General features: G+C 61.2%; 22 protein-coding genes. 10 read left to right on the top strand and 12 right to left on the bottom strand.

What is annotated here, in order from left to right:
- The first annotated feature begins 284 nt into the window (after positions 1-284).
- The 4 genes from GKA01_RS05070 to GKA01_RS05055 all read left to right on the top strand — a co-directional run bounded on the left by GKA01_RS05070 (position 285) and on the right by GKA01_RS05055 (position 4,183).
- Positions 285-1,301, top strand: coding sequence for a DUF2125 domain-containing protein (locus GKA01_RS05070; RefSeq protein WP_167506317.1), 1,017 nt, complete (start codon positions 285-287; stop codon positions 1,299-1,301).
- Positions 1,302-1,544: 243 nt separating this feature from the next.
- A complete protein-coding gene (locus GKA01_RS05065) occupies positions 1,545-2,984 on the top strand; it encodes a cytochrome ubiquinol oxidase subunit I (protein WP_146859851.1) in 1,440 nt (479 codons plus the stop codon).
- A gap of 5 nt (positions 2,985-2,989) precedes the next feature.
- Positions 2,990-4,015: a cytochrome d ubiquinol oxidase subunit II gene (cydB, locus tag GKA01_RS05060; protein ID WP_146859849.1), complete on the top strand. Its 1,026-nt coding sequence runs from the start codon at positions 2,990-2,992 to the stop codon at positions 4,013-4,015.
- A gap of 18 nt (positions 4,016-4,033) precedes the next feature.
- Positions 4,034-4,183 carry a DUF2474 domain-containing protein gene (locus tag GKA01_RS05055; RefSeq protein ID WP_146859847.1) on the top strand — a complete coding sequence of 50 codons (150 nt, stop codon included), beginning with the start codon at positions 4,034-4,036 and terminating at the stop codon, positions 4,181-4,183.
- A gap of 59 nt (positions 4,184-4,242) precedes the next feature.
- Here the strand turns inward: GKA01_RS05055 and gloB are convergent, their stop codons facing one another.
- Positions 4,243-4,959, bottom strand: coding sequence for a hydroxyacylglutathione hydrolase (gene gloB / locus GKA01_RS05050; RefSeq protein ID WP_146859845.1), 717 nt, complete (start codon positions 4,957-4,959; stop codon positions 4,243-4,245).
- Between the two features lie 40 nt (positions 4,960-4,999).
- On the opposite strand from gloB, the gene GKA01_RS05045 reads away from it, so the two are divergent.
- The 3 genes from GKA01_RS05045 (at position 5,000) to GKA01_RS05035 (ending at position 7,415) form a co-directional block, all read left to right on the top strand.
- Positions 5,000-5,716, top strand: a complete 717-nt coding sequence (locus GKA01_RS05045; protein WP_146859843.1) for a methyltransferase domain-containing protein — start codon at positions 5,000-5,002, stop codon at positions 5,714-5,716.
- Between the two features lie 89 nt (positions 5,717-5,805).
- Positions 5,806-6,483, top strand: a complete 678-nt coding sequence (locus GKA01_RS05040) for a phosphatidylserine decarboxylase (protein ID WP_146859952.1) — start codon at positions 5,806-5,808, stop codon at positions 6,481-6,483.
- Positions 6,484-6,497: 14 nt separating this feature from the next.
- Positions 6,498-7,415, top strand: coding sequence for a CDP-alcohol phosphatidyltransferase family protein (locus GKA01_RS05035; protein WP_146859841.1), 918 nt, complete (start codon positions 6,498-6,500; stop codon positions 7,413-7,415).
- 68 nt (positions 7,416-7,483) lie between these two features.
- On the opposite strand, the gene GKA01_RS05030 is transcribed toward GKA01_RS05035, so the two are convergent.
- From GKA01_RS05030 to GKA01_RS04980, 11 genes are all read right to left on the bottom strand, one after another.
- On the bottom strand, positions 7,484-8,419 hold the full coding sequence (locus GKA01_RS05030) for an ROK family protein (RefSeq protein WP_146859839.1): 936 nt from the start codon (positions 8,417-8,419) through the stop codon (positions 7,484-7,486).
- A 166-nt stretch (positions 8,420-8,585) separates the two neighbouring features.
- The gene (locus GKA01_RS05025; RefSeq protein ID WP_146859837.1) at positions 8,586-9,071 is read right to left on the bottom strand and encodes an NADH-quinone oxidoreductase subunit B family protein; all 486 of its coding nucleotides are present in this window, start codon (positions 9,069-9,071) and stop codon (positions 8,586-8,588) included.
- A complete protein-coding gene (locus tag GKA01_RS05020) occupies positions 9,068-10,534 on the bottom strand; it encodes an NADH-quinone oxidoreductase subunit D-related protein (RefSeq protein WP_244289165.1) in 1,467 nt (488 codons plus the stop codon). Before GKA01_RS05020 ends, GKA01_RS05025 begins: the two co-directional genes overlap by 4 nt.
- Positions 10,504-11,607 carry a hypothetical protein gene (locus tag GKA01_RS05015; RefSeq protein ID WP_146859835.1) on the bottom strand — a complete coding sequence of 368 codons (1,104 nt, stop codon included), beginning with the start codon at positions 11,605-11,607 and terminating at the stop codon, positions 10,504-10,506. Before GKA01_RS05015 ends, GKA01_RS05020 begins: the two co-directional genes overlap by 31 nt.
- Positions 11,607-12,128 (bottom strand): hypothetical protein, encoded by a 522-nt coding sequence (locus tag GKA01_RS05010; RefSeq protein WP_146859833.1) that lies wholly within the window; start codon positions 12,126-12,128, stop codon positions 11,607-11,609. Before GKA01_RS05010 ends, GKA01_RS05015 begins: the two co-directional genes overlap by 1 nt.
- The gene (locus tag GKA01_RS05005; protein WP_146859831.1) at positions 12,125-12,976 is read right to left on the bottom strand and encodes a hypothetical protein; all 852 of its coding nucleotides are present in this window, start codon (positions 12,974-12,976) and stop codon (positions 12,125-12,127) included. The genes GKA01_RS05010 and GKA01_RS05005 overlap by 4 nt, the downstream gene beginning before the upstream one ends.
- 14 nt (positions 12,977-12,990) lie before the next feature.
- Positions 12,991-14,268, bottom strand: coding sequence for a hypothetical protein (locus GKA01_RS05000; RefSeq protein WP_244289164.1), 1,278 nt, complete (start codon positions 14,266-14,268; stop codon positions 12,991-12,993).
- An 85-nt stretch (positions 14,269-14,353) separates the two neighbouring features.
- A complete protein-coding gene (locus GKA01_RS04995) occupies positions 14,354-15,199 on the bottom strand; it encodes an aldo/keto reductase (protein ID WP_146859947.1) in 846 nt (281 codons plus the stop codon).
- 32 nt (positions 15,200-15,231) lie between these two features.
- Positions 15,232-16,356, bottom strand: a complete 1,125-nt coding sequence (locus GKA01_RS04990; RefSeq protein WP_146859827.1) for an aromatic ring-hydroxylating oxygenase subunit alpha — start codon at positions 16,354-16,356, stop codon at positions 15,232-15,234.
- Between the two features lie 84 nt (positions 16,357-16,440).
- Positions 16,441-16,884, bottom strand: coding sequence for a DNA polymerase III subunit chi (locus GKA01_RS04985; RefSeq protein ID WP_146859825.1), 444 nt, complete (start codon positions 16,882-16,884; stop codon positions 16,441-16,443).
- 16 nt (positions 16,885-16,900) lie between these two features.
- Complete coding sequence (locus tag GKA01_RS04980) at positions 16,901-18,373, bottom strand: leucyl aminopeptidase (RefSeq protein WP_146859823.1); 1,473 nt, start codon at positions 18,371-18,373, stop codon at positions 16,901-16,903.
- Positions 18,374-18,565: 192 nt separating this feature from the next.
- Between GKA01_RS04980 and GKA01_RS04975 the strand changes: the two genes are divergently transcribed.
- Genes GKA01_RS04975 through GKA01_RS04965 form a run of 3 tightly spaced genes read left to right on the top strand, consistent with a single transcriptional unit; the run spans position 18,566 to position 20,885 of the window.
- Positions 18,566-19,363 (top strand): 3'(2'),5'-bisphosphate nucleotidase CysQ family protein, encoded by a 798-nt coding sequence (locus tag GKA01_RS04975; protein ID WP_146859821.1) that lies wholly within the window; start codon positions 18,566-18,568, stop codon positions 19,361-19,363.
- On the top strand, positions 19,360-20,373 hold the full coding sequence (locus tag GKA01_RS04970; RefSeq protein WP_146859819.1) for an L-threonylcarbamoyladenylate synthase: 1,014 nt from the start codon (positions 19,360-19,362) through the stop codon (positions 20,371-20,373). The genes GKA01_RS04975 and GKA01_RS04970 overlap by 4 nt, the downstream gene beginning before the upstream one ends.
- Before the next feature lie 2 nt (positions 20,374-20,375).
- Complete coding sequence (locus GKA01_RS04965; RefSeq protein ID WP_146859817.1) at positions 20,376-20,885, top strand: hypothetical protein; 510 nt, start codon at positions 20,376-20,378, stop codon at positions 20,883-20,885.
- Positions 20,886-20,913: the final 28 nt, after the last annotated feature.

Genomic DNA, 20,913 nt, shown 5'->3' with positions numbered 1-20,913 from the left:
AAATAGAAATCTTTCAGGAAAATCGTAAATCTCTCCTTTTTCACCGTCTCTCTCTTTAAAATCCGGTCCATATCCGTTGATTTTCTGCGCTTCCAGAGGCCATAGTTTCCTTCCCATGCCTTTCAGCATCGCGTGTCTCTTGAGAGGCCTTCCGCTTTTCTGGAGCATTTTCAATGGTTGGGGATAAAAAAACTCCCCTTGACCAGTTCAGCAGCCATAGCAGAAAGACACGCTGGATGGTTCGCCTGTTTTTTACTGTACGTTACAGCAGATCCATCCCGATCTTGACTGCTATCTTGGCAATATTCGCCACAGTAGATACGCTAGCCTGGCACCACATGGTGCAGAGACTGGAACGCAGCGCCCGAACTGTGGCAGCCACAGCAACCGACAATGGGTGGCTTATCAGGGAAACACCGTTACACCACGGAGGCTGGCCTTTCGGGGCCTGGGTAGAAACGGACGAACTGATAGCGATCCATCCCGTTTCGCAGTTCTCCACCTATGAAATGCAATGGACCGGAACCCGTCTTCGCCTTGGCGGAACGTGGCTGAACCTGTTCTCACAGCCCACGACTGTTTCGGTGCGCGGCCCTCAAGCCCTCCGGCTTGTCAGTCATGGGGCTGTCCTGACGATCCTTGCGCAAGATCTTCGGATCGAAGCCCAGAGGTCGGGCCATATAGATTTTTCGTCCTCGCAACTGGAGATCGCGTCGTCGGGAGTTCTTCCGGCACAGCAGATCGCTCTTGGGACTGTTTCGGGACGTCTGCTTCTGTTTCCTGACGCGGCGTCCGGAGCGACAAAGCTGGGACTGACTGCAGAAGCCAGGACCCTGTCGGGTTTCCCGCTTCCCAACGGTCTGATGACGGACCTGCACGGTGTCCGGCTTGCAATCGCCCTGCTGGCGTCAGGCGAGCGAACAGCCGCCACATTTCTGGATGCAGCGTCCTATGGACGGCTACTGGTGCAGGACGCTTCAGCCTCGCTGGGCGAACAGCCTCGCGCCCCTCGCATCAGTGTGACGGGGGCGATGACGCTTCCAGACAGGAACGGGACAGTTTCCCTCACCATAACCGGCTGGCGGGACCTCGCCCGGAACCTGCTTGATCGTCCCGATCTGGAGTCGCGTCTTTCTCCGGACATTCAGACCCTGCTTCAGGGCGTTCTGCGTAAAATGCTTGCAGCGCCCGCCGGTCGCGACAGACCGATCTCGCTGAGCGCTCCGGTCGTCAATGGCCATCTCACGCTGAATACACAGGTCTTTTCGGTTCTGACCCAGGGTCCCTCCGAGGCCCCCTGACGCGCTGTCGCAAGGCCGCTGACACTGTTGATTTCTGTCAAATTCATGGCCGCAACAGCGAACTTCCTCTGGATAAATACGTTCCAAAGGTTCAAAAGACGGCACGACACGAAGCAATCACGACTTCGTTACTCCGTTACGCGTGCGAAGGTTCTCCCAAAGATCTGCGTGCAGATCCCCTAGGGGGACCGAAATTCTCCTGCTGTTTCTTTCGTTTCGCCATCTATCCAGAAGGCACTCCACATGTTTGGCCTGTCGGCTCTATTTCTGGCGCGTTTCCAGTTCGCGTTTACGGTCGGGTTTCACATCGTATTCCCGGCATTCTCGATCGGCCTCGCCGCCTATCTCGCAGTCCTCGAAGGACTGTGGCTCAAAACGGGTCGCAACGCCTATCTTGATCTTTTCAAATACTGGCTGAAGGTCTTTTCCGTCGTATTCGGCATGGGCGTGGTTTCCGGCTTGGTTATGTCCTACGAATTCGGAACGAACTGGTCGGCGTTCTCCCAGAAAGCCGGTCCGATCCTGGGTCCAATGTTGGCCTATGAGGTCATGACGGCCTTCTTCCTTGAAGCCGGGTTCCTCGGCGTCATGATGTTCGGCCTCAACCGCGTCGGCAAGGGTCTGCATTTTGCAGCCACCTGCATGGTCTCGATCGGCACGCTGATTTCCATGAGCTGGATCCTGTCCTCCAACTCCTGGATGCAGACGCCTCGCGGTTATCGCATCGACGAAGCGACCGGCCGTTTCCTGCCCGTTGACTGGTGGCAGATCGTCTTCAACCCGTCCTTCCCATACCGCATCGTCCATATGGGCCTCGCAGCGTTTCTGTGCGTCGCGTTCATCGTGGCAGGCGTGGCCGGATGGCACCTGCTCAAGGCGCGTCGTGAAGGCCGTCAGGCCTCTGAACAGGTCCGCCTTATGTTCTCCATGGCCATGTGGATGGCTGCCATCGTCTCCCCGATCCAGGTTCTGGCCGGTGATACGCAGGGCCTGAACACGCTGGAATACCAGCCGGCCAAGATCGCCGCGCTTGAAGGCGACTGGGAGTCAGAAAGCCGCGCGCCGGAAATCCTGTTCGGCATCCCCGACATGGAGAACGAAACCACCCACTACAAGATTGCCATTCCCTACATGGGTTCGCTGATTCTGACGCACAGCCTGAACGGCAAGGTTCCGGGCCTGAAGGACTTCCCGAAGGAAGACCGCGCCTATTCCCCGCTGCTGTTCTTCTCCTTCCGCATCATGGTCGCCCTCGGCATGTTGATGGTGCTGGTCGGTCTGTGGTCGCTGTATCTGCGCTGGAAGGGCAAGCTGTACGATACGCCGCTCCTGCACCGCATCGCACTGTTCATGTCCCCGGCAGGATTCCTCGCCCTGCTCTGTGGCTGGATCACAACTGAAGTCGGCCGTCAGCCCTTCACGGTCTATGGCCTGCTGAGGACATCCGACAGCGTCTCTCCGATTGCCCTGCCGAACATCGCAACTTCGATGATCGCCTTCATCATCGTCTATTTTATCGTGTTCACGGGCGGCATCACCATCCTGCTGCGGACCTTCGCCGAAGAACCCCATCCAGGCGAACACGGCCCCGCTGAAGACCAGCCCCAGCGTGCCGCAGGTACCACACAGGTCTCCCATCAGCCCCCGTCCAGCCCGACGGCCGGCGCTGGCATGGCGGAGTAAGAACCATGACAGAAACAGCCGGCTTCTGGCTCCCGGTGGTTTGGGCGCTGCTCGCAGCGACCGCCATTTTCCTCTATATCTGCCTCGATGGTTTCGACCTCGGGATCGGCATCCTTTTCCTCAAGGAAAAGGACCACGATCACCGCAACCTCATGGTCAACACCGTTGCCCCCGTCTGGGATGGCAACGAAACCTGGATGATCTTTGGCGGTGCGGCGCTCTATGGCGTCTTTCCCGTCGCCTATGGCACGATCCTTCCGGCGCTCTATCTGCCGATCCTGTTCATGCTGCTGGCGCTGATCCTGCGCGGCGTGTCCTTCGAGTTCCGCTTCAAGTCGGAATCGCCCATGAGCCAGTTCTTCTGGGATAGCTCCTTCTGCGGCGGCTCCATTGTGGCTGCCTTCATGCAGGGCGTCATTCTCGGAACGCTCGTTCAGGGCATCAAGGTCGAGAACAACGTGTTCGTCGGATCCAGTTTCGACTGGCTCTCCCCGTTCGCCCTTTTCTGCGGCCTTGCCGTCGTCATCGGGTATGCGCTTCTCGGCGCGACCTGGCTTCTGTGGCGCTGCGAAGGCGAACTGCATGACACAATGCGTCGGATTTCTTACGTCATGGGCGGCCTCATGCTGGTGATGATCGCGCTCGTCTCGATCTGGACGCCGATGCTCCACACCACCTACATGCAACACTGGCTGGACATGCCGCAGTTCGCTCTGGTGGCGCCAGTTCCGGTTGCAGTCGTCGTTCTCGCAGCGGCACTGTTCCTCGGGCTGCGGAACCCGCGCTCGCACCTGCTGCCGTTCATCGCGACGCTTGGCCTGTTCTTCCTGTGCTTCAGCGGTCTGGGCATCAATGTCTGGCCCTATATCGTGCCGCCGACCATCACCATCTGGCAGGCCTCCTCTCCGCCGGAGAGCCAAACCTTCCTGCTGGTCGGCACGATGTTCCTCCTGCCGCTGATCCTCTCCTACACCGCCTATTCGTACTATGTGTTCCGTGGGAAAATGTCCGCCGGACACCACTACCACTAACGACGGAGGACCAGCCCCATGCGCATCGAATATGGTCAGCCCGACGAGAAACCGGGCTTCCTGAACTGGATGAAACGCGTGGGATGGTTTGTGGCGATCTGGGCTGGCGGCGTTGTTGTCGTGGGCCTTGGCGCCGAACTGCTCAAGAAAATCATCTTCGGCTGGTAACGGCGTTAGAAAGCCACAAAAAAGCCCCGCTTCTTTCGAGCGGGGCTTTTTGTGTATCGTCAGAACGTATCCTTTTCCCTGCGCAGACGCGCGAAGGTCTCAACATCTGGCGCAAGCAGAAACGGATTGGTCCTGCGCTCCACGCCCAGCGTCACTGGAAGCGTCGGTCGTCCGGCTTCCAGGAGCCTCTCGACTTCTCCTGCCCGCGCCTTCAGGGCAGTGTTATTCGGATCGACATGAAGCGCGAAAGCCAGGTTGGAGCGCGTATATTCGTGTCCCGCACAAACAAGCGTGTTGTCCGGCAGACTGTCATACCGATGCAGGCTGTCGAATAGTTCCTGCGCCGTCCCTTCCAGCAACCGCCCACAGCCCAGACTGAACAGCACATCGCCGCAGAACAGCGCCGGAATCTCGCTTACGACATATGACACATGCCCGACCGCATGCCCCGGCGTGGACAGGACCTGGACCTGTACCCCGTCCAAAGGAAAGCTGTCGCCATCCTCCACATCATGGTCCAGCCGCGGCAGACGCGCGCGTGCTTCGCGCGGTCCATACACCTTCGCGCCATAACGCTCTCGCAGCGCCTCCGCCCCGGCCGTATGGTCGACGTGATGATGGGTCAGCAGGATCATGTCGAGACGACCCTCGCCGATTTCATCCATGATCGGCCTCGCCTCACCGGGATCGACAATGGCACGAGCTCCCCCGGTTGCCGTCAACAACCAGGCATAATTATCCGAAAGAACCGGAATCGGCTTGATATCGAGTGGCATGACTGTTCCCCTTCGAAAGTCCTGCTGATTAGGTAACCGAATGCTGACGTTCCTGAACCGCACCCGTTCCGATGATGCTGCGACTTTCTACGAAAGCCGACAGGGGCACCGCACGGCCCAGCTTCTCGACGACAGGTTGCGACACGTCATGCCAAACATGCGTGGCCGACGCATTCTGGGGATAGGCTACACGGCCCCCTACCTGCCGACAAACGCAGAATTCGCGGTCTGCGCACGGCTGAACCATTCACAGACCCAGAAATCCCGCCCCCATGCACCCTATGATTGTCTGGTCGACAGCGCCCGGCTTCCTTTCGACGATCTTTCGATGGACGGTGTTCTCGTGGTGCATGGGCTGGAGTTCACCCGTTTCGCGCCGGATTTCCTGCGCGCCATCTGGCGGACCCTGACGGACGATGGCCTCCTGACGCTGGTCGTTCCCAACCGCTCCGGCTACTGGGCGCATTCCGATGCAACACCTTTTGGCCACGGAATCCCTTATAGCAGCGGTCAGTTGACCCGCCTCCTTGATCAGGCCCTGTTCCGGATCGAGCGGCATCAGGGCGCCCTCATGATCCCGCCCGCTGCTCTTTCCGTTACGCAGGGCCGTCTGACAGAGCAAATTGGCCGAAGCCTTCATCTTCCTTGCGGCGGCGTCCATATCGTCACAGCCCGCAAAAATGTTTATGCAGGCACGCCCCTCATCGACGAAAAACTGCGCATCACGCTCCCCCGGCAGATCGCGGAACCTGCCTGAGGCCGTGTCAGGCGGAAAACCTGCCCGAAAAACGCCTTCTTTGTGGCGAATTCTTGACCCTTCCGCCGTGTGCCGTAAGAGTGCGTTCCATGTCGCTGATCCAGTCCTTCAAGCTCGTCCTGTCGCCGCCACACCGCGCCGCGACTCCCTTCCTCCTAGCCGGTTCGTTCATCGGACTGCTCGGACGGGCCACGCCCTGGCGCGCCACGCGCCTGCTGGGCAATGCGGGCATCGCCTTCACGGCCTTCTGCCTGTACTTCTTCCGGGACCCCAAGCGCACACCCCCGCCGCGTGCCGATCTCGTACTGGCCTCCGCCGATGGCCGGGTTACGTCCGTCGCCCTCGTCACGCCCCCTGCTGCTCTGGAAATGGGCCATACTCCAGTCTGGCGCATCTCGACGTTCCTTTCCGTGCTGAACGTCCATATCAATCGGATGCCCGCCGCCGGTGAAGTCACGAAGATCGCCTATCATGCAGGCAAGTTCCTCAATGCCAGCCTCGATAAGGCATCCGAACACAACGAACGCAACGAACTGCGCCTGACCCTGCCAGATGGCCGCAATATTGGCGTCGTGCAGATTGCTGGCCTGATCGCGCGCCGCATCCTGTGCTTTGTCGAGGAAGGCGATCGTATGGAAGCAGGCGAGCGCTTCGGCCTGATCCGCTTCGGCTCCCGCACAGACGTTTATCTGCCCCCCGGCGTCGAACCTCTGGTTGTGGAGGGGCAGACCATGGTTGGTGGCGAAACTGTCCTGGCGCAACTCTGAGCCAGACGTCCTTCATGAACATTCCTCCGACGGTTGAACCCACCCTCGAACCCGCCCAGTCTGTTAGCACTCCTGTCAGCCAGTCTGGCAGGAAACGCCGTATCCGCCGCAGGCTCCGGCGCATGGGCCGTAATCCCCGCACCCGTGTGCGCGGACCGTCGTTCAACCGCCTCATCCCCAATATCATGACGATGCTCGGCCTCTGCGCCGGGCTCAGCGGCATGCGGTTCGCACTCGAACACCAGTTCGAACCCGCAGCCGTAGCGCTCCTGATCGCCGCCTGCATCGACGGACTGGACGGGCGCATAGCTCGCCTCCTAAAAGGCGCCACACGCTTCGGAGCAGAATTCGACAGCCTGTCAGACTTCGTCTGCTTCGGCGTGGCACCGTCTTTCGTCCTGCTGATGTGGTCGCTCGAACATGCGGGACGCTATTCTTTCGTCCCCTGCATTCTGTTCACGGTCTGCATGGCGCTGCGTCTGGCCCGCTTCAACGCGAGCCTCGATGACGACGACAAGCCGGAATATTCATACAGCTTCTTCACAGGCGTCCCTGCCCCTGCGGGTGCCGGACTGGTGCTGTTCCCGGTCTTCCTCGGGCTCGAAGCCGACCGCCTCCATGCCGAAGGTCTGGCCGCGTTCGCCCGCCTGCCCCTCGTCTCGGCCGTCTGCCTGATCGTCACCGGCCTGCTGCTGGTCTCGACGCTGCCAGTCTGGTCGTTCAAGAACTTCAAGGTTCCGGCCCGCTACGTCCTGCCCCTGATGCTCGGAACCGGCCTCTATGCCGCCCTTCTGGTCGCGGACCCCTGGGGTGCCCTCGCAGGCGCGGGACTACTCTATATCGCAATCCTTCCCTTCTCCCGCCGCTCCTATCACCGCCTGAAACTGGCGGCGGAGGAAATGTCGGAAACAGTCGAAGAAGAACCCGCCTAAGGCGCACGAACCAAAAAAAGCCGCCCGATCATCCGGGCGGCCTTTTTTGTATTCAATGCGCGACAGACTTATTCCGTCACGTCCCACAACCATGCCGCGCCACGCACGCCAGAGCTGTCACCATGCTTATTCTTCACGATCGGTGTCGTGCAGACTGGCGTAATGACATGCTTGGCCAGAAGCGGTGGCACGCGCTCATAAAGCGTGTGGATATTGGAGACGCCGCCACCCAGAACAATCACATCCGGGTCCAGGAAGTTGATGACCATGGCACAGGCCCGGGCAAAACGCTCAGTGTAACGGCCCAGAGCCGCAATTGCAGCCTGATCGCCATTGGCCGCAGCCTCTTCGATCCCGGCTGTATTACGGTTGCCCGGCCCCTTCCAGTCTGCAGCGAGTGCAGGGCCCGACAGGTAGCGCTCCATGCAGCCCTTGTTCCCACAGAAGCACTCACGCGCCGGCGCATCTTCTTCCGTCGGCCAGGGCAGAGGCAGATGCCCCCATTCACCAGCAATATGATGACGCCCCTCCAAAACGCGCCCGTTATTGACGATGCCCGCGCCCATGCCTGTTCCAATGATAACACCGAAAACTGTCAGCATGCCCTTGGCCGCACCATCGGCAGCCTCAGACAGCGCAAAGCAGTTGGCGTCGTTTTCCGTCCGGACCGGACGCGCCAGAGCGGATTCCATATCATGACCGAAAGGCTGGTTGTTCAGCCAGGTCGCATTGGCATTCTTGATCAGACCGGTTTCAGGGGAGATCGATCCCGGAATGCCGATACCCAGCGTAGATGTATGCTGCCCGGCCGATACACGATGGCTCGGCACCGCACCCAGGCGGCGGTCCACATCCATCACCAGATCACGAATAGCCAGAACGGCTTCATTATAGATGCCAGGATTGGGGATGCGTTCACGCAGGACCAGATCGCCTGAACGATTCAGAACCGCGATTTCGATCTTTGTGCCACCAAGATCAATTCCAAGGCGATAATCAGCCATCTCTAGCCCTGTGCTCTATGCGGCGACCTGAACAACAGGCGACCGAACCTCATGGAAATAACGCATTCAGCGTCTTCATCTGCTTTAACGCGAAACCGTGTCACGACAAGCCGTCTGCGAACAAAACTTTGTTGTTTCAGGAAATTGCCCTGTCAGAATACCGCGATCAGAGCCGCGCCAGCTCCTGTAAGGCATCAAGAATATCCTGCGGCGAGGGCGGACAGCCCGGAATGGACCGTCGCACAGGCGTCAGCGCCTGCAGGCCTCCCAGAGTTGCATAACCGGCAGGAAACGGACCGCCATCAACCGCACAGGCCCCCACGGCAATCAGACTTCGTCCTGGAGGCATCGCTCGCCAGACACGGTCCACCATTTCAGCGCAAACCCGCGTCACCGCACCTGTCAGCAACAGCCAGTCCGCGTCTTCCGGGTCGCTCACGCAAACGAAACCGGCCTGCTCCAACGCAAACGCGCTACCAGCGAGAGACTCGATTTCCATGAAGCAGCCTTCGCAGCCCCCCGCTTCCAGCACATACAGCCCAATCGGCCGATCCCGGCGGGGCGTTGCACTTTCCGCATGCGGTCGCCAACGCACCGCATCCATGAAGGCATACACCACACTTAGGGGAGCAGCCCGTCTCAGCCCCTTCATTGCGCGATCCCCGAAGGAGAGAGGCCGATCGACCCCAGAGCCGCAGGAACCCGGCTCACCGGATATCCTCGCAGCATCGATTCGAGAACCGGGATCAGCGACACGCCCGGATCCCGCACATGCAGGTTTTCGATCCGCCCGTCCTTCAGCCGTACCCAGTACCAGACATCACCGCGAGCGCCTTCGACCACACCGATACCTTCCCCGGTACGATCCGGCGCAGGCTCGTCATCATCCAGCCCGATACTTCCCAGAATGCGCTCCAGAAGCCGCAGGGAGTCCCGGATTTCCGAAAGCCTCAGACCATCCCGTGCCCGGGCATCGCCCTGGCTGGACCCGGTCGTGCGCAACGCCTCAAGCCGCATTCCCGCCTCCCGACGTCGCATGTCCGTGCCACGTCCGCTCGCACGCCCCGTCACTCCCCCCACCGCAAAACGCGCGGCAAGCCTTGTGTCCAGAACGGCAAACCCTTTCAGACGCGGGGCGAAGACCCGTTGAAGTTCTTCCAGAGCCGCAAGCCGCGGCTGCATCGTGGCATGGACAGCCTGCGCGAGAGGCACAATCTCCAGCCCGTCACAAAATCCGTCACATGTCACCATATCCATCAACCGGCGGGAGACGCCCTGCTCCGAACAAGCGCGTGCGATCGCTTCGCGCGCATGATCGCAATGCGTCGCGAGAAGCTGCGCATCCACGCCACGCGCCGTCCGCGCCATATCAAGCAGGTGGATCGACATTCTCTCGATTTCCAGCAGGATCATCCAGACATCCCGGATGCCCGGTCCCGGAAGCAGGCCACGCGCCTGTGCGACAGCGCGGGCGAAAGCCAGTGGATGGGCGACAAACCCGCCCGCCGTCATCCGCGAGACCAGCGGCATGGCCTCCTCGGGCGTTTTCCCCAGAAGCCGTGACACCACGCCGCGATGCGCGCCTCCCGCACAGATTTCAACTGTCCTGATCGCGCCCCTGTGGACTTCAAAAGAGAATTCCAGCGGCCCGCTCAGCCCCGTCTGCTCGGGCCGAAGCAGGTGACTGCCTGCCAGAGGCCGCAATCCCCCTGCCGCAGGAGCGGGCTGGCCCGACAGGGGCCATGTGGACGTCCAGCCCCCTTCATCCAGCGCCGGCGCCCCGTTGCCACGGGCCTCCATCGCTTCCACGCCATAAAGATCATACCCCACGCGTTCTCCCCATTCCGCTCCCGGAAACCGCGAGGACGGAGCGAGGTAGCGCCTGTCTTCCACAGGCGTACTCGCCAGCAGCGGGCGGTCCCCTTCCAGAACCAGAACAGACGCGCTGCGTTCATCAACCCAGCAGGAAACCAGCGGAAGTGTCGGACCCGGCGCAGACAGCATCTCCGCCCACTGCGCCGCCTCAAGACGATAATGCGACAGCGCAAGACGCTCGCCACCGCGAATCAGGCGACCCATGCCCGTCATGGCGTCCACCCCGTGACGGGATGCCACGCCAGAAACAATGGACCACACAAGCCCCCGAGAAGCAGAACCGCCTGGATGACAAGCACGAGATGCCCCCCTTCCCGTCCCGATGCTGGAAGAAGCGTCATGTGCCGCACAGACCACAAAGCGGGCAGCAGACAAACGACCAGCAGGGCAAGATTCCCCGATCCAAGCGACCGCCCAATCCCCACAAGCGCACAGAATACCGGCCAGGGCGCGCTCCCTGCCGCAATTCCGTTTTCCTCATCGGCTCCGCCGGGATCCTGATGGGCAAGCCCGATGGCGGCAAGCCCGAGAGCCGCGAGCAGCAGCAGGACAAGTGCGGGCCCCTCACCCGTCGCGGCTGCAAGAATGCCAAGCGCGGACAGCATGGGCAGGGAAAACGCCCGACCCGACGATCGTGACGACACAAGCATGAGAAGCGTGCCAAAACCGGCGATCAGCATCAGCAGATGCACCAGCGGATAGTCACTCAGGCGCAACATCAGCATCAACGCCGAAAAACGCAGTCCGGTATCAAGAATCGCGGCTTCCGGCGCGGATGCGGGCGACGGCCCCAGTCCCGCCACCATGCACAGCCCGACCGTCAGGAGCACCGCACCCAGCGATGACTGGTGCATCGGCAGAAGCGATGCTCCCAGAAGCCCCAGCACGACACCCCCCAGCCGGCTTCTCGCCATATCCCAGACGATCGCAGCCTTGCGCGCTCCGCGTCCTTCCCGCCAGGCCAGCAGAACGGCACCCGCGCCACACAGAACCGTCACCGCAAACGCGGAATGAACATTGAACGCAAGCAGCGCGCATCCCGTCACGAGGAACGGCAGAATACGCCCTGTCCGATCCTGCGCCGGGGGCAGAAGCAGCGGAATGGCCGTCACGATGCAGGAGCAGGCCGCCGCCAGCGCATCCGTTCCCGGCATCAGCCATACAGCGAGAGGCGTCACCACAAGTCCAGCAACAGCAAACGTCAGACTACTGGAAGCCTGACGGTTTTCAGGGGTCAAAGCCAGCAAAAAGGCCGCTAGAAGAGGCCAGACGGTGACAGCGAACAACGTTCCTACGGGAGCGAGCGGGTGCATCAGACCTCCTCCACCCGGCGCCACGCAAGACGCGGCAGAAGCGTGACCCCGAGTGCGGCAAGCACACCCCACAGACTCAACGCCGCCAGAGAAAGCGGCCAGGACTGAAGAACACAGGAAACCACGATCAGCCCGTCCGCAGCCCGCAGCAGTCCGGCAAACTGGACAAGCGGCGGTCCCCCGGCGGCGCCACACAGCCCCGCCAGCACCACACCCGCACCAAGCACAGGCGCAAGACCGAGACCCGCTCCTGACAGCCCAAGCGCCAACAGCAGCGCGAGCGTCCCGACGACCGGCAGAACCGCTGCACGGTCTGGCGCCTCGGCAGCAAAACGCCGAAGCCACGCCCAGGCAAGACCATTCAGACCAATCAGCGCAAAGGACGTGAGAAACGCCAGAAGCCCTGAGCATACCGTCGCCCCTGCGAAGGCGCAGGCAGCCCCATAAAGAGGCAGACCACGGCCGTCCTTGCCCAGCCCCGCAAGTGCCAGCAGCAGAAGCAGTCCGAAGCCGACGATCATGTCCCAAATCTCCCCGCCAGCGCGAGCAGAAGCGCCACGCCCGCGAACAGAGCTGTCAGACGCGCGCTGCATTCCTGCGCCATCAGCCGCAGTCCAATTACAACCATGACTGTCAGCACCAGCCGAACAGCCAGCGCCATAAGCCCCAGCCACCAGCCTGCCACGCCGCCCTGCGCCAGCCCGACGCTCACGGGAAGGGACAGATCCGCCAACAGAAGCAGCCAGCCACAGTTCAGTATGTCTGCGACACTGCGCGTTGCTTCACGTTCCTGTTGGTCACGGACGCTACAAAGCATTCGGGTTACATCTTCCCCACGCAGCGGCGGGCAGGCGATTCCGAGCGCCAGCGCACAGGCCGCCAGCGCCCCTTCAAGGCCAGGTTCAGGCTCGATATGCAGCATCGCACACAGACCCGCGAGACCATCCGTCCCCGGAGCGGCAAGCGCGATCAGCGCCTCAGTCAGGCACAGCAGCAGAAACGCTGCTCCAAGACGTCCCCGCTCGCCCTGCAGAAGGAACCGCGCCAGAAACCCACGGCCCAGCAGAACCAGCAGCCCCATCATGAGCGGATCGGCCAGCCCGGACAGAGCCGAGCCGGTCGTAATCGCGGGCAGACAGGAGAGTGTCAGAATAGCGGTGGTCAGTGCCAGCGCTACAGGCCCGGCCAGAGGAACCTTGAGCAGCCCCCCCCAGAAACGGGCACTTCTCAGCAGCCGGAAGCGCAGCGGGCTGACGCCGCGCCCGCCCAGCCAGAGCGGCAGCTCGTCAAGACACCATCCCATCAGGGGCGCCAACACCAGAAGCAACACGAGCTGGAAAAGCAGCTCCAGCACAGTCAGAAGGAGCATCCCGATTTCATGCATCAGGCCATCACCCCCAGCACCGCGAGGACAAGACCAAGCAGGACAAGCCACAGCCCAATCGCCCCCTGATGCAGATCAGGAAGAACCGGAGCCTCCATCTTCCTCAGCATCCCGAGGCGCCTCCGCCCTGCAACGATGCCACGACGCATTTTCCAGCCCAGTGCGGGAGGTTCCCCGAACAGTCCGTCTCCAATTGAAAGAAAAGTCACAAGCGCGGGAACGAGGGTTGAGGCAAGGTGGATAATTCCACCAGAAATCCGCCAGGGGCGCACAAGCCCGATCCAGATCGCCGCACCAAGAAGCACGATCGCCATCACAGGTAAATGAGCCCCGTCCCCCCCGCCCAGATACCAGACGGGCCAGACCCATGTCCCACCTATCGCATGCAGGACAGGACTCACGATTCCAAGAACAAGCGCGGGAAACAGCAGACCAGTCGCACCGAGAAGCAGGACCGACGGGCCCGTGACACGCCCCTGTCGCGTGCGAAACATCTCCCCGAAAACCAGAATATCCGACAAACCCAGCACAGCCAGCAAAAGCGCAACCGCCACACCGGGAACACTCCACCCTTCAACACCCGCCGACAGCCCCAGCGCCGCATGTATCCCCAGCCAGAGAACAGCCAGTCCAGGCATAAGAGGAAGCGGTAGACAAGCCATCAACAGAACCGGGAAGCGGTCTGCCAAAACGGAACACACCCCTCGCAGCGCAAGATCAAGAAACAGGGCTTCCAGCGCAATCCGCGCACAGTCCGCCAGACCTTCAGCCTGCGCAGCAGTCACCAGTCCCATCAGAAGCACAGGCCGGAGAAGCCCCAGATCGCCCGGACGACGTGCTCCGAATATCGACCATCCGACGAGAACCAGCACACCGATCTCAAGGCCGGTAATAAGCTCCAAGGCAATAGCGCCCGGCGCATGCCAGACCAGAGAGGCTCCAAGAAGGCTCATGAAACCAGGTGAGCCTTTCCCTCCGCGACGCACAAGCGCCGACCAGAACAAAACCGGCATCAGCGCCAGAAGAACAGGCGTCTGACCAGGAAAAAGCACGCTCAGCAGCAGGGTCGGAACGCTCCAAACCGCAGGACAGGCATCACGATCCTGAGTCGCGAGCACTCCGATTGCAATCGCCAGAACGGCGGGCGAGAGAGTCAGAATCGCCACGAGCCCCGCCAGAAGAATTACCGTACTGGCGATGGCGGATCGTCTCGACCGTCCACCCTCCGCATTTTGCAGACTGACAGGAATGCTCAGTGCGGCAAGGCAGAGAGACACGGGATCGACATGGAAAAAGGCGGTCAGGATATGCAGGGTGCGTTCCGCAAGTTCGGGTCAGAACGGGCCGCAACCATCGCGACCGTCAGATCATGGCGAGAGATACCTTGCGTTTTGGCGGAGGGAAAGCATTGTCCAGCGTTTTGAGGTCCGCCGCCGTCAGACCGATCTCCAGACTGGCCAGATTTCCTGCGACATGTTTCGGAGAGCCCGCTTTGGGAATGGCCATGACATTGGGCCGGCGCAGGACCCAGGCCAGCGCAATCTGCGCGGCGTCGGCCGGCCCAAGAGATGTCTCATGCCGCGAAGCAACCTCCTTCAGAGCCGGATGATCCAGAAGTTCACCGCCCTGTCCGAGCGGGGAATAGGCCATCGTCACCGTACCTTCTTCGCGGTCATGCTCAAGCAGGTCGAACTCTGTCCCGCGATGCTCCAGATTGTAGAGAACCTGGTTGGCCAGACAGCTTCCGGACAGGCTCTCGACCTCCTCCATGTCATCGATATCGAAATTCGACACCCCCCATCCCCCGATCAGGCCCTCCTCCCGAAGATCCTCAAATGCGCGGATTGTCTCCTCAAGCGGTGTGCCACCCCGCCAGTGCAACAGGTAAAGGTCCAGCCAGTCCGTTCCCAGATGCTTCAGGGAGCGGCGACAGGCCTTGCGGACGCCATCATAGGACGCATTGGACGGCAGCACCTTGCTGACGAGATAGACATCGTCGCGCACATCCGCGATGGCCTCGCCCACCAGCGTTTCTGAACGACCGTTGCCATACATCTCAGCCGTATCAATCACCCGCAGACCGGCTTCAAGACCCCGACGCAAGCTCTCGATCTCGTCCGTGCGACGTGCCGCACTGTCTCCGACATTCCACGTCCCCATGCCCAGCGCGGGAACCGTGACACCATTCCTGAGCGTGACCGTTTTCATGAGCATTTCCTGTTCCTGTTGTCAGATGTCTCTCAGACAACGGCAGGATCGACCACCTGTTCCCGAGAGACTTGCCCCGAAATCCCCGTATCCGTTCCGGCCGTGACGCCGTTGCGCGCGAGAAGGTCGCGCAGTTTGCGCACGATCGGGAACACTTCCACGTTGTGATCGCCCCCCAGTTCACGCCAGGCATTCTGTTCCAGTTCCATGATTTCCCGGTCTTCTTCAAAAATCCGGTGCGTAAAAATCCCCAGCGCGGGCCAGATCACGTCAATGAGGAACGGCGTCTTCGGTCGTAGCACAGACAGCAGGCCGAAAGTCTGCGTGCTCATGCCGTCAGCACTGTTGGGCACATAGACGCTGAACAGCTCCATGATCAGGTCGCCGTCCTTGTCGTGGATTTTCAGGCTCTGATACGGATAGGTCGTGCGAACGCTGACGATTTCCTCGACCGGTTGCTCCCGGTTCGGATCGTCATGATGCTTGCCAAAAATCAGACGTTCGGCCAGAGGCTGCTCGTTGCCGGTCCGCGCGAAACTGTATCGCGCCTCTATAAAATTCTCACCCGCGTCCTGCCCCAAAAAACGCGCCCGAATCTGCCCCATCTGGCGGCGGTGCAGGAACTGATGGTTCATGTCCATCAGGTTCTCATGCATGAACGTGTAGTGGCATTTGACGACCGGGTTGAAACGCCGTGTCTTGAACGCCGGATTATCGACCTGAGCCAAAGGCGGCAGCGGCACGCTCTCCGCCTTTTCAGGATCACCCGGGAAAATGAATATCATTCCCCCGGCTTCACGACAGGGATAGGTCCTCACGCCGTTGGGCAATTTACCCTTGCCAAGATACGGCACATCAATGCATCGCCCTGACCGCCCATACGCCCAGCCATGATAACAACACTGGACAGCCTCACCGCTGACCTTGCCCAGGCTAAGCGGAACCTGACGATGGGCACACCGGTCTTCAAGCGCAAAGACGGTGCCTTCCTCAGGACGCACCAACGCAATCGGATGACGTCCGAACCGCCGCCCGACCGTCTTTCCGCGCTTGAGATCTTTCGACCAGGCCAGCGGATACCAGAAATCGGGATTGATATCGATGCGACGAAGATCAGTTTTCAAAGGCTTGAGGGAAGAATTCGTAGGCTCTGGCACAGTCAGGCGTCCTCTCCAGTGAAATGAATAGCACCCCGGTTACGGAGCATCTTCCATCAAGGGTCTTGGACACAATTTGAAACCTTACCCTGCCTTTTTCCAGCCCCGCTCTTCCTGTTTCCAATACACGAGATTGTGACCGGAAGATTTCATTGCTACCCAACGTTGTCTTGCTCGCTGAACAGATTGCGGATTTCCGCCATCGAACAGATCGAAAATCCGCGTAAAGGACGCGAACTCCTCACCCCCGGCGCCATCCACGCGGAACAGGAACCGCGCCTCGTTCGGCACATCCTCACCCTCGGTCAACCAGATCGGCTGCCAGGCCGCATGGCCGCTTTTTGCCGTACCATGCGGAAGCCAGACCGGGTCTCGGCATGCCCACAACGCTGCATCCAGCGCCATGACCGCAGCCGCATCTGGACAGCGCACGACCGCCCGCTCCCCCGCATCCAGCGTCCGGCCCAACAGGGCCGGAAGCGCCTCTTCAAGAGGTGTGCGCGTCAGATGATAGAACCCGACATCCACGATACAATCCCGCTCCTCAGGCGTCGGCTTCGTGGGCCTTCACGAAGCGGTCCAGCAGACGCACGCCGAAACCCGTCGCACCTTTCGGCGCGATAGCGGAGGCCTTGGTCTTCCAGGCTGTTCCTGCGATATCGAGATGCGCCCAGTCCGTGTCGCCCACAAAGCGCTTGAGGAACTCTGCCGCAAGGATCGCGCTGCCCGGGCGCCCGCCGATGTTCTTCATATCAGCGATATCAGAGTCGAGTTCGCGATTATAGGCCTCACCCATCGGCATCCGCCACAGACCTTCACCCACCTGCGCTCCGGCCTCGGCCAGCCCCTTGGCCAGAGCATCGCTATTGCTGAACAGACCCGCGTTTTCATAACCAAGACTGACCACGATCGCACCCGTCAGCGTCGCCAGATTGACCATCAGCTTCGGGTTGAACCGCTTGCGGGTATAAGACAGTACATCCGCCAGGACGAGACGTCCTTCCGCATCGGTATTCAGCACTTCGATCGTCTGCCCGTCATAGGCCCGCACGATATCGCCCGGACGCTGCGCCCCGCCGGACACCATGTTCTCGACCAGCCCGACGACACCAATCGCATTAACCGGCGCCTTGCGACGGGCCAGAGCACTCATGAGGCCAATCACGGTCGCAGCCCCGCCCATATCGGTCTTCATTTCGTCCATGCCAGCCGCAGGCTTGATGGAAATGCCGCCACTATCGAACGTGACACCCTTGCCGATGAAGGCTAGAGGCGCCTCGCTGCCACCGCCATCGTGACGGACAATCACCGTCCGCGGCTTGTGGACGCTGCCCTGCGCCACACCCAGCAGCGCGCCAAAGCCCAGCTCCGTCATAGCCTTCTCGTCGAGAACCTCAACCGTCAGGCCAAGTTCACGCAGTTCTTCAATCCGCTGCGTAAAGCTCTGGGGATAAAGCACATTCGGCGGCTCGCTCACAAGATTCCGCGTCAGGATCACACCCTGCGACACCGCATCCAGAGCCACCCACCGCGCCTGCGCAGCCGCGACGTCGGAAACCGCAACATGCAGCGTTTTCAGAACCGGCCGGCTGTCGGACTTTTTCGTGCGGTACAGGTCGAAATCATAGGATGCCAGACACGCTCCCAGAGCCGCGTCCGGAGCAAACTGCTCCAGCCCTTCAGAAAGACCCAGAACCGCACCCTCAACACCTTCCAGCAGGCGAACGGCTCGACCGGCCGCATTTTCGATGGCCACGGCATCAATCGCCGCACCACCCTTGGGTTTCACGCCGGCCAGTACGACCTGCGCCAGCCCTTCGGCTGGAGCAGGGAGCACCACGCTCTGCCCGGCCTCACCCTTGAAACCTTTCAACGCAACGGCGCGCGAAACCGCCCCGGCTGAAGCCTTGTCCAGTGCCGCAAACGTCTCGCCAGACGCCGTATCGCAAAGCAGGACAATAGCTCTGGGCGCATCCACAGAAAAGGCTGGAAGAGAATCGAAAATCACTGAAAGCATGATCGTCCTGTCGTCTAAAACATGAGGGTCGCTGACCTGTTATCGGAAACGGTGACCGCCCACACAAGTCCTCTCCCCACCCCGGAAGACGAAAGCCCCCTCAATGCGCAGCTTTTTGCTGCGCGTCCTGTCCATGGCCATGAAAGCGTATCAGCACATGACGCACAGGCCGTCTTGAGGTACGCTCGGGAAATGACTTCCGCCTCCCCCGTGACGGTTTCCGCCGACGACAACGCCGCCCTCCTGTCTCTGGCCATCCGGCTCGCCGCCGAAGCCGCAGACATCATCAATGCCATTCGTGAACGCGGATTTCGCACGGACATCAAAAGCGACGCGTCTCCCGTCACCGAAGCCGACCACGCGTCGGAACATCATATCCTTACCGGCCTGCGCGCGGCCTGCCCGGCCATCCCCGCCATCGGCGAGGAGGAAGCGTCTGTCGGAATCCGGATCAACGGCGGGGATGCCTACTGGCTCGTCGATCCGCTTGACGGAACGCGGGGTTTTGCATCGGGAGGCCGGGATTTCACCGTCAATATCGGTCTCGTCCGTCATGACCGACCGGTTCTGGGCGTCGTCGCGCTGCCAGGTTATGGACTGATCTACAGCGGCGGTCAGGGGCTTGGCGCCCATCGTTCGGATGGCCCCCATACGACCCGGATCAGCACGGCCACGCCACCGCCAGAAGGACTGCGCGTTCTCGCATCGAGCCATCACGGCGACCCCGAGCTGCTGGACCGCTGGCTTGCCGGTCGCAAAGTCGCGTCCATCGACAGACTGTCGTCCTCGGTCAAGTTCATGCGGGTAGCGGAGGGCGAGGCGGATTTCTATCCCCGGTTCGGCCCGACCATGGAATGGGACACGGCTGCTCCGCAGGCCATTCTCGAAGCTGCGGGCGGAGCAATCCTCGACGAAAACGGTAAACCCCTGCGCTATGGCAAGCCGGGCCGCCTCAATGGCTCATTTTACTGCACCGGAGGCGCATCTTGAGCGACTTGCCTTACACCGAACGACTGACAGCAACTCCCGCAGGAATCCACCGGGCTGCCGAACTGTTGAAAGCCGGCAAACTCGTCGCTTTCGGCACAGAGACCGTCTACGGGCTTGGCGCCATCGCGTCCTCCGATACGGCTGTCGCGAAAATTTTCGCCGCCAAGGGACGTCCCCGGTTCAACCCGCTCATCAGCCACCTCCCGGATGCTGAAAGTGCCTTCGCACAGGCGTCCCTGAGCGGCAGAATGAAGGACATTGCCCACACGCTGGCCGAACGCTTCTGGCCCGGCCCGCTCACGATGGTGCTTCCCCGTTCGCCAGACTCCACAGTGTCGGACCTGGCCGCTGCCGGCCTGTCCACGCTGGCCCTGCGTGTACCGCGCGGCAAAACCGCACTGGCCCTGCTGCGAGAAGTCGGCGCCCCCGTGGCCGCACCATCCGCCAATGTTTCAGGAACGGTCAGCCCTTCGGATGCCTTTCATGTCCTGCGTTCGCTGGATGGCCGCATTGACGCTGTGCTGGACTCCGGTCCCTGCTCCATCGGAGTGGAAAGCACCGTTCTGGACCTCACACGCAACGTCCCTGTCCTGCTGCGCCCCGGCGGCGTGACGCTGGAGGAGCTGACCGAACTTTGCGGCCCAGTGCACCAGCCTGATGATTTTTCGGAAATCGCTCCCGCCTCCCCGGGGCGGCTGGCCTCGCATTACGCGCCCAACCTTCCCGTCAGGCTAGACGCCACCTCCATTGGTCCTGAAGAAGCACAGCTCGCTTTCGGTGCCGTGCTGCCAGGAGCGGGCCTGACCTGGAATCTGAGTGAAAGCGGCAATCTTGAAGAGGCCGCGGCTCGTCTCTTCGCCGGTCTTCGCTTTCTGGACGCGGAAGGTCTCCGGCGAGGACTGACAGGGATTGCCGCCCTGCCGATCCCCCGTCACGGGCTGGGCCTTGCCATTCGCGACCGTCTGCGCCGCGCCGCAGAGCCACGCCCTGACACCATGGCGCCTTCCTAACCATGGCCCGTGCGCCGGATTCCGAAAACATGGATGCGGGGATGGCCCCCCGGGAAGTCAAGATCCTGTGCGATATTCTGGCGCTCGTCCTCGACGAACAGCCCGGCCATGCGGCCACTGCGCTCGAACGGATCCGTCAGATGGCACGACGTGACGGCGTCACGGGCGGGGCTCTGAAAAACCTGCTCGCCACAGGGATCGGAACCACCTCCCGCACAGACACATCGGACCGTGAAAGAGATCTGAGAGAACGAATCTCCACCCTGCAACGCCGTCTGACCCAGAGCGAGACGGAGACCCATGCGGCACGCAGCCGTCTGAGCCGCTGCCAGATGGATATGGGACTACTTCAGATGGAGATGGCAACGACGCGGATACAGAAACCGTGGCGCTATATTGCCCTGGTGTTTGCCACAGGCGCCGGGCTGCTGGTGGGGATCGCTTCCACCCAGCTCTACCACAGCCTGACCGTTAGAAGCGCGCCCATCGACCGGGCCTCCTATCTTCGATAGAAACTGTTTCGTTTTTTGCCTTCCTCCC

The organism is Gluconobacter kanchanaburiensis NBRC 103587 (assembly GCF_007988905.1).
Taxonomy (GTDB): Bacteria; Pseudomonadota; Alphaproteobacteria; order Acetobacterales; family Acetobacteraceae; genus Gluconobacter; species Gluconobacter kanchanaburiensis.
Note: the sequence above shows the minus strand (reverse complement) of the source record. Positions and strands in the feature narration are given on the sequence as shown.